Source organism: Pseudomonas sp. E141 (assembly GCF_052659885.1).
Map to the genome: position 1 here is coordinate 5164834 of NZ_CP084024.1, position 13452 is coordinate 5178285.

Genomic DNA, 13452 nt, shown 5'->3' on the forward strand with positions numbered 1-13452 from the left:
GGGTTGTGCGTGTGTGCATCTCAATCAATGTGGGAGCGAGCCTGCTCGCGATAGCGTCAGCCAAGCCAAGCCAAACAAAAATCATCAGGCCTCATTCACCGGTACCCGCACCGCCAGGGTCGTCCCCTCCCCTGGCTCACTTTCCAACGATAACTGCCCGCCCATGATCAACACCCGCTCCCGCATGCCGACCAGACCAAAGGAGGTCGGCCGACCCGTGGCGGGAACGAATCCTACACCGTCGTCGCTCACCGTCAGACAAAGCTGGTCGTCTTCCTGCACCAGCGTCAGTTCTACAGTATGCGCCTGAGCATGGCGCATCACATTGGTCAGCGCTTCCTGGAGAATTCGAAACAGACCGATGGCCTTGGCGTCGCTCAAGGGCGGAAGATTGTCCGGCACCTGTACCAGGCATGGGATCTGCGTGCGCGCCTCGAAACGCCGCGCCTGCCATTCGATGGCCGAGGCGATGCCCGCATCAAGGATCGGAGGTCGCAATGCCGTCGCCACGTCCCGCACCAACTGGAACAATTGGGCAATCAGGCGCTTCATGCTGTTGAGCCGCTCTTGCAGGCCCGGGTCGAGCTGCGCATAGGCCAGTTCGCACATGGACGTTTCCAGCTTCAAGACGGTCAACATTTGCCCCAACTCGTCGTGGACCTCCCGAGCTATGCGCGCCTTTTCCTCTTCCCGCACGCTCTCCAGGTGCGCCGACAATTCGCGCAGCTGCTCCCTGGAGCTGGCCAGCTCCAGTTCGATGCGCTTGCTTTCGGTGATGTCCCAGACGATACCGTCCCACACGTAAGCGCCGTCTTCGAGACGACGGGTAATGGCCTTGATCTCGGCCCAGCGCTCCCGGCCTTCGCGGGTCAGGATGCGCCCCTGCCACGACCAGTCGCTGTCGTTGTCCAGCGCCTGATCCTGAGTGCGGTGATAACTGGCCTTGTCCTGGGGGTGTACGAGGCTGCGCAGGCCGGTGTCGCTACGGGCCAGGGTCGCTGGCGAATACCCCACGAGGCTTTCGCTACCCTCACTGATGTAGGCAAAGTCGATCTGCCCGGTTACCGGCGCCCGCTCCAGGCGAAAGACCAGGCCCGGGACGTTGGCAGCGATCCCCTGCAAGCGCGCCTCGCTTTCGCGCAGCGCCGCCAGCGCGCGACGGCGCTCGGTGACGTCGTTTATGTAGACCACCAGGTATTCGGCATCGCGAAAGCGCAGGAAGCTCAAGGAAACATCGGCCGGAAGGATACTTCCATCAGCCCGCACGCATTCGGTTTCGAAACTCTGTGGCCCCTCCTCGCTGGCCCGGGCGCGTTTCCACAGGTTCAGCCAGCGATCCATGTGCAGGCCCGGTTCGAAGTCGATCAAGGGGCGTTCAATGATCGCGCCCGGCGCATAGCCCAGCATGATTTCGGCGGCGCGGTTGGCATACCGTACATGGCTATCCCAATTGACCCAGAGAATGCCGACAGTGCTTTGGTCGATGGAAAATTGCGTCAGGCGCAGGGCTTCCTCGCTGGCGGTCCGCTGGGCGATGTCATTTCGCGCATTGCGCAGGCGCCGCTCCAGCGCCCTTTGCTCGCGGCGCTGCCAGAACACGATCGCCACGCAGCTCAAGAGCAGGGCCAGCAGCAATAGGGTCAGGTTTTGCCAGAAACCCGGGGTGTCGGTCAGACGTGGATATTTGGGCTTGAGCCAGCGACTGTGCAGTTGCTCAAGTTCCTTGGCCGGGATCGCCTGCAAACCGCTCTCGATGATGTCGGCCAACTCAGGCCAATCCCGGCGAGTGGCGACGCGCAACAGTTGCGGCAGGCCGATATCGCCTACGACCACCAGCCCGGCGAATTCAGGCTCGACCATCAGTCGCCCCAACTGCGCCTCATCGACCACCGCGTAACCGGCCTGCTGGCTCAACAACAGTTGCAACGCCTGACGCTCCAACGGTACGCCTTGAAGATTCAACGTCGGGTAGTTGCTACGCAAATAATCGGCCGTGGTACTGGGCATGCGCACCGCCACCCGCACTTGAGCATCGAGCTTTTCCAGCTCGACCCCTTCGGCGCCCTTCTTCTGGCCCACGATCAATTGCGGCACGCGCATGTAGGGGTCGGAAAACCGCCAGAGTCGCAACCCGGCCGGGGTCTGGGTCAGCCCTGGGGCAACATCCACCTCACCGGAGCGCAACGCGGCTTCCAACTGCGCCACGTCCTGGAAATTGCGCCAGGTCAGTTCGACATTCAACGCCTTGCCCAACCACTGCATCAGCTCGACATTGGTGCCGGACAGACGCTGCAAGCGCCGGTCATATTGCGCATAGGGCGCCTGCAACACGAGGCCGACGCGCAGTTGCGGATGCTGGAGCAGCCATTGTCGCTGGCCCGCGTCCAGTTGCACCCCAGTCAACGACGGTGCGGGCGCGGCCCACGCCATCAAGGGAAGCCATAAACAGCCGATAACCCACAGGCAGCAAAAACGCATCATCGAAGTCTCATGCACTGACAAATACTGACCAACCCATTAGGCTGCCGGAAATACTTCTGGTCATGGAATATCCGATGCCCTTTGTTTATCGCCTGGCATTGCCAGCATTGTGCCTGTCGCTGATCCTGCCGAGTGCCTTTTCTGTACAGGCTGAAGAACCGGCCCCCGCGGCGGCGGATCAAGCCACCGAGGAAAAACCGGTCGAACGTCCGCCTTTGCTCGAGCGCAGCGAAGAAGAAGCGACAGCACTTGAACGGGAGATCCCGGTCCAGGAGCAACAACAGCTACAAACCGGCAGCGACACCTTCCTGGCTCTCTGGAAACCAGCCAACACCAGCGAACCCAAGGGCGCGGTCATCATAGTCCCCGGCGCCGGCGAAACCGCTGACTGGCCTCAAGTGATCGGCCCGATGCGCAAAAAGTTACCGGATATCGAGTGGAGCAGCCTGAGTATCACCCTGCCGGACCTGCAAAGCGACGTCATCGCACCGCGCGTGGTGGAAACACCGCCCGAGACCAAACCGGCCGACGTGGCTGGCGCGGCACCGGACGCCACGACCGCAGCACCGATTGAACAAGTGGCGGGCGGCGAGGCTGACGCTGTGGATCCGGTCGTTGCCCAAACCAGCGAGGAACACCTCCTGGCCGATGCCGAACGTATCTTTGCCCGCATCGATGCGGCACTGGCCTACGCCGAACAGCAGGGCGCCCGCAGTATTGTTCTGCTGGGCCACGGCACCGGCGCCTATTGGGCGGCACGTTACCTGAATGAAAAACAGCCCTCGCAATTCGAGCGTTTCGTGATGGTCGCCGCCCAGACCCCGCTCGCAGTCAAGCCCGCCCTGGCCGAACTGACCCCTACCTTGAAGCTGGCCACCGCCGACATCTTCTACATGGACAAAGCTCAGGATCGCAATGCAGCGCTGGAGCGCTTACAGGCCAGTAAGCGTCTTAAAGGATCAAGCTTCAGTCAGGTGTCACTCAAAGCGGTGCCCAACTCATCGGCGCAGCAAGAACAGCTGTTTCGTCGGGTACGGGGTTGGTTGAACCCGCAGAAGCCGGGGGAGTGAGGCTTAGACAAGCCCCAAGCCAGCCACTGTGGCGATCCCCTTCTAGCGAAAATCCCGGCGCTCGCGGATCAACCGATAGGCGTTGTGCAACTCCCGGGTCTTGTCGGTGGCATCACGCACTTGCAACGGCGTCGCCCCACTGCCGGCAATCTTGTCCGGGTGGTGACGACTGAGCAGACGGCGATAAGCCCGCTTGATCTGCGACGGCTCGCTGGTGGCCGAAACTCCCAGCAAGCGTAACGCCTCCTGATAGGTCGCGCCGCTGTTGGGCAACGACTGTTTGTGTGGCTCGTAATCCGCCGCCAGTGCCTGGACCTGTTGCGGCGTCCACCCCAGCCATTTGCCCCACTGAGCAAGCAACTCACGCTCGGCTATGCCCGCGCGACCGTCGGCCCAGACCATCCGCCAGCAGGCGCGCAGCACGCCCTCAGCCGCATGGGGCTGGGTCGCAAGGCGACGCAAATAACCGCGCAAATGGTCGTTTCCGGTTTTGCCCCGGTTGAATGCGGCGACGGCCCGGCGTTGCGCTGGCTCGCTCAGGTCCAGCGCGCGCATCTCCTGACGCGCCTGCTGGATGTGCCCATCCACCACTCGTCCATCGCTCTTGGCCAGCCGGCCCAGCAATACAAACAACAACTCATCGTTGCGTAATGCCGGACGGCCACCCAAACGCTCGCGCAGCTGCGCCCAGCCTTGCAGATTAAGTCGCCGATCCAGCGCCTGTCCTAATAACGCTCCCAGCATGGCCCCCGGAATGCTGGCTATGGCAAAGCCCGCCCCGGCTCCAATCAGAGTCCCTGGCCACCACATATCAACGGCTCGCTTCTATCAAGGTTTCAACCTGCGCCAAACGTTCATGAGTCCCCACATCCACCCAGTGTCCCTTCAGGTGCTCGCCGCTGACCTGACCCTCGGCCATGGCCTTGCGTAGCAGCGGTGCGAGTTTGAACGCGCCGTCCAGGCAGCCCTCGAACAACCGCGGATGCAAGACGGCAATGCCGCTGTAGGTCAGTTTGTCGGCAGCCGCCCCGCCATCATGAATCTGTCCGTCGGCCAGGAGGAAATCGCCGCCCGGATGGTGTTCGGGATTATCCACCAGTACCAGGTGCGCCAAGCCGTCCAGAGGTCGGCGTAAGGCGCTGAAATCGTAATCGGTCCAGATGTCGCCGTTGACCACCAGGAACGCTTCGTCGCCCAGCAACGGCAGGGCGCGGAAAATGCCACCGCCGGTTTCCAGCGGCTCACCTTCGGGCGAGAAATGAATGCTCACGCCAAAACGTGAACCGTCCCCTAGATAATCTTCGATTTGCTGACCGAGCCAGGCGTGATTGATCACGATATCCTTGAACCCGGCCCGAACCAAGGCACGCAGATGGTATTCGATCAAGGGAACGCCGCCGGCACGAACCAGCGGCTTGGGCGTGGTGAGGGTCAAGGGCCGCATCCGCTCCCCTTTACCCGCCGCCAGGATCATCGCTTTCATGCCGTCGCTCCGGCCGACTGACGCAGGCTGGAGAGCAACTGATCCAGTTCCGCCAGTTCAGGGCGACGGGCAATGACCGCTTCTATATAGGCAAAGAAGCGCGGCACATCGCCCAGGTAGCGCGGCTTGCCGTCGCGGTGGCAAATACGCGCGAAAATCCCGATGACCTTGAGATGGCGCTGCACGCCCATCAGGTCGCTGGCCCGCAGGAAATCCTCGAGGTCCGGCTGGACCGGGATGCCGAGCGCACCGGCCCGCTGCCAGTAATCCTCGAGCCAGCCACGCACGCGCTCCTCGGGCCAACTGAGAAAGGCGTCCTTGAACAGACACGTGACGTCATAGGTCACCGGGCCGTAGACCGCATCCTGAAAGTCCAGTACGCCGGGGTTCGGTTCACTGAGCATCAGGTTGCGTGGCATGTAGTCGCGATGAACCAGCACTTTCGGCTGAGCCAGCGCGCTGTTGATCAGCAGGTCGCTGGCCTGCTGCCAGAGCGCTTGTTGAGCAGCATCGAATTCGATACCCAGCTCATGCTTGACGTACCACTCAGGAAACAGCTCCAGCTCCCGGTGCAGCAAAGCGACGTCGTAGCTGGGCAGTGGCGCGACCATCGGCAGTTGCTGGAAAGCCAGCAGGGCCTGCAGGGCGTCACGGAATAATGGGTCGGCATTGTCGCCGTTGATCACGTCCAGATACGTCTGATTGCCCAAGTCATTGAGCAAAAGAAAACCGCGTTCGAGGTCTTCGGCATAAATTTTTGGCACGTTGATGCCGGATTTAGCCAGCAAAAAAGCAATGTCCACGAAGGGTTTGCAGTTTTCCTGGGGCGGTGGCGCATCCATCACGATCAAACTGCGGCCCTCGCCTTCCCAGCGGAAATAACGGCGGAAACTCGCGTCGCTGCTGGCCGCGGTCAACGTGGCCGGGGGTACGGCGCCCCAGCCCTGCTGAACAAAAAGGATCGGCAGCTGCTCATCGAGCCAAACTTTCAGGTGTTGCAGGCGTACATCTTGGTCAGGCATTGCAAGGGTCTCCGACGGCGCTAGCCGTCAAGCGGGTCATGCTTTATTATCCAGCATCTTTTTCAGACCATCGAGAGGCGTGCGGCCCACACCGCGGGCAGATGGCACGCAGGAAGCCCGGACTAATAAGATGGCATTGAAATCCCCCGCGTTTCGTAAAAAATTTCCGTTGCTGGTCACCGGCAGTCTGCTGGCCCTGCAACCCTTGGCCTCTTCATTCGTCGTCGCGGCAGAGCAGTATGACTGCTCCGTCTCCGCTTCGGGTGCCTGGGACTGTTCGCCCAAGACGCCGGCTGCTGCATTGCCGCCACGTCCGGTGCATGACGGCAGTGCGGTTTCCGCCAGCGGCGAGGCCCCGGCCGACAGCAGCTCGGGCGAAGAAGCCGGCGACAAGCCCGTGCTCGTCACCGAAGCCAAAGGCCGCGGCCTGAAGTCTCGCAGTGCGGACTACAGTCACCTGGACTGGGTTCCACGGGAGAACCTCACCCCTGCCCAATTGGCCGAAACCGGTCCTTATTGCGCCGGCGCCTATATCGAGCCCGTTCGTCCTGGCATGAATGACAAGACGGACAAAAGCGACGCTCCGACCTTCCTTGGCGCCAAAGCATCGCGCTACCAGCAGGAAGAGCAGGTGGCAACGCTGGCCGGCGACGTGGTCATGCGTCAAGGCAGCATGCAGGTCGAGGCCGACGAGGCCAACCTGTACCAGGCTGAAAACCGCGGCGAGCTGAGCGGCAACGTTCGGGTCCGTGACAACGGCGCGCTGATCGTTGGCGACCACGCCGATGTGCAGTTGGACACTGGCGAAGCCAAGGTCGACAACGCCGAATACGTGATGCACAAGTCACGCATCCGCGGTAACGCGCTGTACGCCAAGCGTGCTGAAAACGCGATCATCCGCCTCAAGGACGGTACGTACACCACGTGCGAGCCGGGCAGCAACGCCTGGACGCTCAAGGGCAACAACATCACCCTGAACCCGGCTACCGGCTTCGGCACCGCCACCAACGTGACGCTGCGGGTCAAGGACTTCCCGGTCCTGTATACGCCGTACATCTATTTCCCGATCGATGACCGTCGCCAGTCCGGCTTCCTGCCGCCGACCATCGGCACCGGCACCGATACCGGCTTTTTGCTGGTCACTCCGTATTACTTCAACCTGGCACCCAACTACGACGCCACGTTGTATCCGCGCTACATGAGCAAGCGCGGCCTGTTGATGGAAGGCGAGTTCCGCTACCTGACCAAGTCCAGCGAAGGTCAGTTCGGTGCGGCGTACCTCAACGATGAAGACGATGAACGTAGTGGCCAGTCCGACTACGACAAGACCCGCTACATGTACAACTGGCAGCACAAGGGTGGGCTCGATTCGCGCGTGCTGACGGAAGTCGACTACACCAAGATCAGCGATCCTTATTACTTCCAGGATCTGCAGTCCGACCAGATTGGTGTTGAGTCCAATGACCGGGTAAACCAGCAGGGTGCAGTCAGTTATCGGGGTGACAACTACGTTGCGCGGCTGAATGTACAGGCTTACCAGATGGCGACGATTTCGAAGATCACGCCGTACAACCGCCTGCCGCAGATCACCTTCATTGGCGACCTGCCGCAGCACCCGTATGGTCTGGATTTCGCCTACAAGACGGAGCTGGTGCGGTTTGATCGAGATTTACGGACCGGCAATTACACCGATGAGGACGGCAACTTCGAGCCATGGCTGGACACCAACGTTCGCGGCCTGGCACGGGCTAACGGCAATCGCCTGAACCTGGCGCCGGTTGTGAGCCTTCCGATGGAAGCAAGCTATGGCTTCATCAAGCCGTCGCTTAAATACCAGTACACCCAATACGATCTGGACCTGGATGGTAGGGGCAAGTCGCAAATCGCCGCACAGTCTGCCGAGGCTGATCGCCTGCGGGGTACTTATAGTGGCAGCCAGAGCCGCGGCGTCCCAATCGCCAGCATCGACAGCGGCCTGTACTTCGACCGGGACACCCAGTGGTTTGGCAGCAACTACCGTCAAACCCTGGAACCGCGACTGTTCTACCTCTATGTGCCTGAGAAAGATCAGAGCGACATCCCGGTTTTCGACACCGGCGAATCCACTTTCAGCTACTCCTCGCTGTTCCGGGACAACCGTTTCTCCGGCTCCGACCGTGTCGGCGACGAGAACAAACTCTCCCTGGGCGTGACCAGTCGCTGGATCCAGGAAAACGGTTTCGAGCGCCAGCGCGTCAGCGTCGGCCAGGCCTTTTACTTCAAGGACCGCGAAGTCCAACTGCCCGGCATCGACTTCAACACGCGTGAAGATGCCAAGTCGGACGTATCGCCATACGCACTGGAATACGAATTCCGCTGGAATCGCGATTGGCGCACCACGGCCACCTACAACTGGGACCCGGACACCCGCAGCCCCCGCTCGGGCAGCGCGATGTTCCACTACCAGCCTGAAGACAACCCGAACAAGGTCATCAACGCCGGTTACCGCTACCGCAACGACCAGGTGCGCTACGACCAGACTACTGGCCAATGGTCCGTGGGTGGCGGCGACTATGGCACTCCGGGCACTCCGGGCTACGTGAAGGACTACTACAAGATCCAGCAGCACGACTTCTCGGTCATCTGGCCGGTCGTGCCGCAGTGGAATCTCATCAGCCGCTGGCAGTATGACTACAACCGCAACCGTACCCTGGAAGCCTTCGGTGGTTTCGAATACGACAACTGCTGCTGGAAACTGCGCCTGATCAACCGTTACTGGGTCGACTATGAAGAGTTCAGTCAAGCCGCCCCGGAAAACGAGAAGGGCGACCACGGCATCTTCCTCCAAATTGTCCTGAAGGGACTCGGCGGCCTCACCGGCGCCAAGGTAGAGAGCTTCCTCGACAAAGGCATCCAAGGTTATCGTGAACGTGAAGACCAAGCTTTCTGATTGTCTGCGCCCGCTGATGCTGGGAGCGCTGTTCCTGGGTACTGCGGCCAACGCCGCGGTACAGCCCATCGACAAAGTGGTGGCTATCGTCGACAACGACGTGGTCATGCAAAGCCAGCTGGACCAGCGCGTCCATGAAGTGCAGCAGACCATCGCCAAGCGCGGTGGTGGCCTGCCGCCTCCGGGCGTACTGGATCAACAGGTGCTCGAACGCCTGATCGTCGAAAACCTGCAATTGCAGATTGGCGAACGCTCGGGCATTCGCATCACTGATGAAGAATTGAACCAGGCCGTCGGCACCATTGCCCAGCGTAACAACATGAGCGTCGACCAGTTCCGCGCCGCCCTGGCTCGCGACGGCCTCTCTTACGAGGACGCTCGCGATCAGATCCGCCGCGAGATGATCATCAGCCGTGTGCGCCAGCGTCGTGTAGCCGAACGCATCCAGGTGTCCGAGCAGGAAGTGAAAAACTTCCTCGCCTCCGATCTGGGCAAGATGCAGCTTTCCGAGGAACTGCACCTGGCGAACATCCTGGTTCCTACCCCGGAAAGCGCCAACTCCGAAGCCATCCAGAATGCTTACCGTCAGGCGATGGACATCTACCAGCAGCTCAAGCAAGGCGCCGACTTCGGTCAGATGGCCATTGCCAGGTCTGGCAGTGACAACGCCCTGGAAGGTGGTGATATGGGCTGGCGCAAAGCCGCCCAATTGCCCCCTCCGTTCGATCGCGAACTGAGCAGCATGGCCGTGGGTGACATCACTCAACCAGCCCGCACGCCCGGCGGCTTCATTATCCTCAAGCTGTTGGAAAAGCGCGGTGGCGGTGCTCAGGTGCGTGACGAAGTGCATGTTCGTCATATCCTGATCAAGCCAAGCGAGATCCGCAGCGAAGCCGAGACCCAGCGTCTGGCGGAAAAGCTTTATGAGCGCATCGAAGCGGGTGAAGATTTCGCCGAGCTGGCCAAGAGTTTCTCGGAAGACCCGGGATCAGCCCTCAACGGCGGCGACCTGAACTGGGTTGACCCGAACGCACTGGTGCCCGAGTTCCGCCAGGTGATGGCCGAGACACCACAAGGCCAGCTGTCCAAGCCGTTCAAGAGCCCTTATGGCTGGCACGTACTGGAAGTCCTTGGCCGCCGCGCCACCGACAGCACCACCCAGGCTCGTGAACAACAGGCGATGACCGTGCTGCGCAACCGCAAATACGACGAAGAGCTGCAAACCTGGCTGCGTCAGATTCGCGATGAAGCCTACGTCGAAATCAAACTCCCTGGTGCAGACCAGGCAGCGCAGTGAAACCCAAGCGTTTCGCGCTGACTCCCGGCGAGCCTGCCGGCATCGGTCCCGACCTGTGCCTGCTGCTCGCCTCGCAACCCCAGCCACATCCCCTGATAGCCATCACCAGCCGCGACCTGCTCCTCGAGCGGGCTGCGCAGCTGGGGGTGGTCGTCGACCTGCTGCCGGTGACACCGGGAGCCTGGCCGGATGTCCCGGCCCCCGCCAACAGCCTGTATGTCTGGGATACGCCACTGGGCGCCCCGGTGGTTACCGGGCAACTGGACAAGACCAACGCGGCATTCGTCCTGCAAACCCTGACCCGCGCTGGCCAGGGCTGCCTGGACGGGAGTTTCGCCGGCATGATCACCGCTCCGGTGCACAAGGGCGTGATCAACGAATCCGGGATTGCCTTTTCCGGGCATACCGAGTTCCTGGCGGACCTGACCCACACCACGCAGGTGGTAATGATGCTCGCCACCCGCGGCCTGCGCGTGGCACTGGTAACCACGCACCTGCCCTTGCGGGACGTCGCCGATGCCATCACCCCGCAACGCCTGGAGCGGGTCACGCGGATATTGCACGCCGACCTGCAGGAAAAGTTCGGCATCGCCCGGCCCCGTATCCTGGTGTGCGGGCTCAACCCCCATGCCGGTGAAGGCGGACATCTGGGCCATGAAGAAATCGACACCATAGAACCCACCTTGGAGCGCTTGCGCAGCGAGGGCATGGACCTGCGTGGCCCGCTGCCTGCCGACACTCTGTTCACCCCCAAATATCTGGAGCACTGCGACGCGGTGCTGGCGATGTACCACGATCAGGGCCTGCCCGTACTGAAGTACAAAGGCTTCGGCGCGGCAGTCAACGTAACCCTGGGCCTGCCGATCATCCGCACATCGGTGGACCATGGCACCGCCCTGGACCTGGCCGGCAGTGGCAGGATCGATACCGGCAGCCTGCAGGTCGCCCTGGAAACCGCCTACCAGATGGCCGAGACCCATTTATGACCGAGCAATACCAACACCGCGCGCGCAAGCGCTTCGGCCAGAACTTCCTGCATGACGCTGGCGTAATCGATCGCATCCTGCGCTCCATCAATGCCAAACCCGACGATCGCTTGCTGGAGATTGGCCCGGGCCAGGGCGCGCTGACCGAAGGCCTGCTCGGCAGCGGCGCGCAACTGGATGTGGTGGAACTGGACAAGGATCTGATCCCGATCCTCAACCAGCAGTTCGCTGGCATGAGCAATTTCAACCTCCACCAGGGCGACGCGCTGAAGTTCGACTTCAATAGCCTGGAGGCGGCGCCCAATAGCCTGCGGGTGGTGGGGAATCTGCCGTACAACATCTCCACGCCGCTGATCTTTCATTTGCTGAGCAATGCTGGCCTGATCCGCGACATGCACTTCATGCTGCAAAAAGAGGTGGTCGAACGGCTGGCTGCAGGCCCTGGCGGCGGTGACTGGGGTCGCCTGTCGATCATGGTTCAGTACCATTGCCGGGTCGAACATCTGTTCAACGTAGGCCCTGGGGCATTCAACCCGCCCCCCAAAGTCGACTCGGCCATCGTCCGCCTGGTACCCCACGCCGTCCTGCCGCACCCGGCCAAGGATCATCGCCTGCTGGAGCGCGTCGTACGCGAAGCTTTCAATCAGCGTCGCAAAACCCTGCGCAACACCCTGAAGTTATTGCTCAGCAGCGCCGAAATCGAAGCCGCCGGCGTTGACGGCAGCCTGCGTCCCGAGCAATTGGACCTGGCGGCGTTCGTGCGCCTGGCCGACAAACTCAGCGAACAGGTAACGCCCAAAGCCGACGCCATCTGACAAGCTCATCGCTATCGGGTGGGACGTCTGGTCTACTACCCGATACATGGCCTAGACTGATCTTCTCAGCTACGCCCGCGTCCCGCTTCGCTTTTAAGGCCTTTTTGCATGTCCGATCTTCGTTATCAGGTCGACGTCAGCGTCGCCACCCGCTTTCTGGCAGAACAGTCGCAACCTGAGCACAACCGTTTCGCCTTCGCCTATACCATTACCGTGAGCAACAACGGCTCATTGCCAGCCCGCCTGCTATCACGCCACTGGGTCATCACCGACGGCGATGGTCATGTTGAGCACGTGCGGGGCGAGGGTGTGGTCGGTCAGCAACCGCTGATCGACGCTGGAAAAAGCCACAGCTACAGCAGTGGGACAGTGATGACGACCAAGGTCGGCACCATGCAGGGGACGTACCAGATGCTGGCGGAGGACGGCACGCGTTTCGACGCGATCATCAAGCCGTTTCGCCTGGCGGTGCCCGGAGCCTTGCACTGATGGCCACGTATGCGGTCGGCGATCTGCAAGGTTGCCTGGACCCGCTCAAATGCCTGCTGGAACGGGTCGCCTTCGACCCACAGAAAGACACGCTGTGGCTGGTGGGCGATCTGGTCAATCGCGGCCCGCAATCGCTTGAGACCTTGCGCTTTCTCTACAACATCCGCGATTCGCTGGTCTGCGTGCTCGGCAATCACGACCTGCACCTGCTGGCCGCCTGGCAGAACATCGAACGCCTGAAAAAATCCGATACCTTGAGCGAGATCCTCGATGCTCCCGATTGCGTCGAGCTGCTGGAATGGCTGCGCCTGCAAAAGCTCATGCACTACGACGAGCAACGCAATCTGGCGCTGGTGCACGCCGGCATCCCACCCCAGTGGTCCTTGCGCAAGGCGCTCAAGTACGCCGGCGAAGTCGAACACGCGCTGCGCGACGACAACCTGTTCGGCCCCTACCTGGATGGCATGTACGGCAATGAACCGGTCAAATGGGACAACGATCTCACCGGCACCGCCCGTCTGCGAGTCATCACCAATTATTTCACCCGCATGCGCTTCTGCACCCGCGACGGTAAGCTGGACCTCAAGGGCAAGGAAGGCATCGAGACCGCGCCACCTGGCTACGCCCCTTGGTTCAAACACAAAGAGCGCAAGACCCGTAACCTGAAGATCATTTTCGGGCACTGGGCGGCACTGGAAGGCCAATCCGACGAACCTGGGGTTTTCGCCCTCGACACCGGATGCGTATGGGGTAGCGCGATGACGCTGATGAACATCGACTCTGGCGAGCAACTGCGTTGCGAGTGTGACGAACAGGGTCACGCCAAATCCCTTCATCATCCGACCATTGCATCAGTAACGGCCGCTACCATCGTTTGATC

11 protein-coding genes are annotated in these 13452 nt (G+C 61.4%); 7 read left to right on the forward strand and 4 right to left on the reverse strand.

Features of this window, described 5'->3' with window-relative positions:
- Positions 1-84 precede the first annotated feature (84 nt).
- Positions 85-2481 (reverse strand): PAS domain-containing sensor histidine kinase, encoded by a 2397-nt coding sequence (locus GKKCFE_RS23170; RefSeq protein WP_445577131.1) that lies wholly within the window; start codon positions 2479-2481, stop codon positions 85-87.
- Positions 2482-2555: 74 nt separating this feature from the next.
- Between GKKCFE_RS23170 and GKKCFE_RS23175 the strand changes: the two genes are divergently transcribed.
- Complete coding sequence (locus GKKCFE_RS23175) at positions 2556-3551, forward strand: alpha/beta hydrolase family protein (RefSeq protein ID WP_445577132.1); 996 nt, start codon at positions 2556-2558, stop codon at positions 3549-3551.
- 42 nt (positions 3552-3593) lie between these two features.
- Here GKKCFE_RS23175 and GKKCFE_RS23180 read toward each other — a convergent pair whose 3' ends face one another.
- The 3 genes from GKKCFE_RS23180 to GKKCFE_RS23190 are packed head-to-tail and all read right to left on the reverse strand — an operon-like array spanning position 3594 to position 6056.
- Entirely contained in the window at positions 3594-4361 is a 768-nt protein-coding gene (locus GKKCFE_RS23180) for a TerB family tellurite resistance protein (RefSeq protein ID WP_047228066.1), read from the reverse strand.
- A 1-nt stretch (position 4362) separates the two neighbouring features.
- Positions 4363-5034: an N-acetylmuramate alpha-1-phosphate uridylyltransferase MurU gene (murU, locus tag GKKCFE_RS23185; protein WP_047228067.1), complete on the reverse strand. Its 672-nt coding sequence runs from the start codon at positions 5032-5034 to the stop codon at positions 4363-4365.
- On the reverse strand, positions 5031-6056 hold the full coding sequence (locus GKKCFE_RS23190; protein ID WP_445577133.1) for an aminoglycoside phosphotransferase family protein: 1026 nt from the start codon (positions 6054-6056) through the stop codon (positions 5031-5033). Before GKKCFE_RS23190 ends, murU begins: the two co-directional genes overlap by 4 nt.
- Before the next feature lie 130 nt (positions 6057-6186).
- On the opposite strand from GKKCFE_RS23190, the gene GKKCFE_RS23195 reads away from it, so the two are divergent.
- From GKKCFE_RS23195 to GKKCFE_RS23220, 6 genes are all read left to right on the forward strand, one after another.
- Positions 6187-8985 (forward strand): LPS-assembly protein LptD, encoded by a 2799-nt coding sequence (locus GKKCFE_RS23195; protein ID WP_445577134.1) that lies wholly within the window; start codon positions 6187-6189, stop codon positions 8983-8985.
- Complete coding sequence (gene surA / locus GKKCFE_RS23200; protein WP_139049028.1) at positions 8966-10282, forward strand: peptidylprolyl isomerase SurA; 1317 nt, start codon at positions 8966-8968, stop codon at positions 10280-10282. The genes GKKCFE_RS23195 and surA overlap by 20 nt, the downstream gene beginning before the upstream one ends.
- Positions 10279-11268, forward strand: a complete 990-nt coding sequence (gene pdxA / locus GKKCFE_RS23205) for a 4-hydroxythreonine-4-phosphate dehydrogenase PdxA (protein WP_076383430.1) — start codon at positions 10279-10281, stop codon at positions 11266-11268. Before surA ends, pdxA begins: the two co-directional genes overlap by 4 nt.
- Entirely contained in the window at positions 11265-12083 is an 819-nt protein-coding gene (gene rsmA / locus GKKCFE_RS23210) for a 16S rRNA (adenine(1518)-N(6)/adenine(1519)-N(6))-dimethyltransferase RsmA (RefSeq protein ID WP_047228071.1), read from the forward strand. The genes pdxA and rsmA overlap by 4 nt, the downstream gene beginning before the upstream one ends.
- A gap of 108 nt (positions 12084-12191) precedes the next feature.
- Positions 12192-12572 carry a Co2+/Mg2+ efflux protein ApaG gene (apaG, locus tag GKKCFE_RS23215; RefSeq protein ID WP_047228072.1) on the forward strand — a complete coding sequence of 127 codons (381 nt, stop codon included), beginning with the start codon at positions 12192-12194 and terminating at the stop codon, positions 12570-12572.
- Entirely contained in the window at positions 12572-13450 is an 879-nt protein-coding gene (locus tag GKKCFE_RS23220; RefSeq protein ID WP_445577135.1) for a symmetrical bis(5'-nucleosyl)-tetraphosphatase, read from the forward strand. Before apaG ends, GKKCFE_RS23220 begins: the two co-directional genes overlap by 1 nt.
- Positions 13451-13452: the final 2 nt, after the last annotated feature.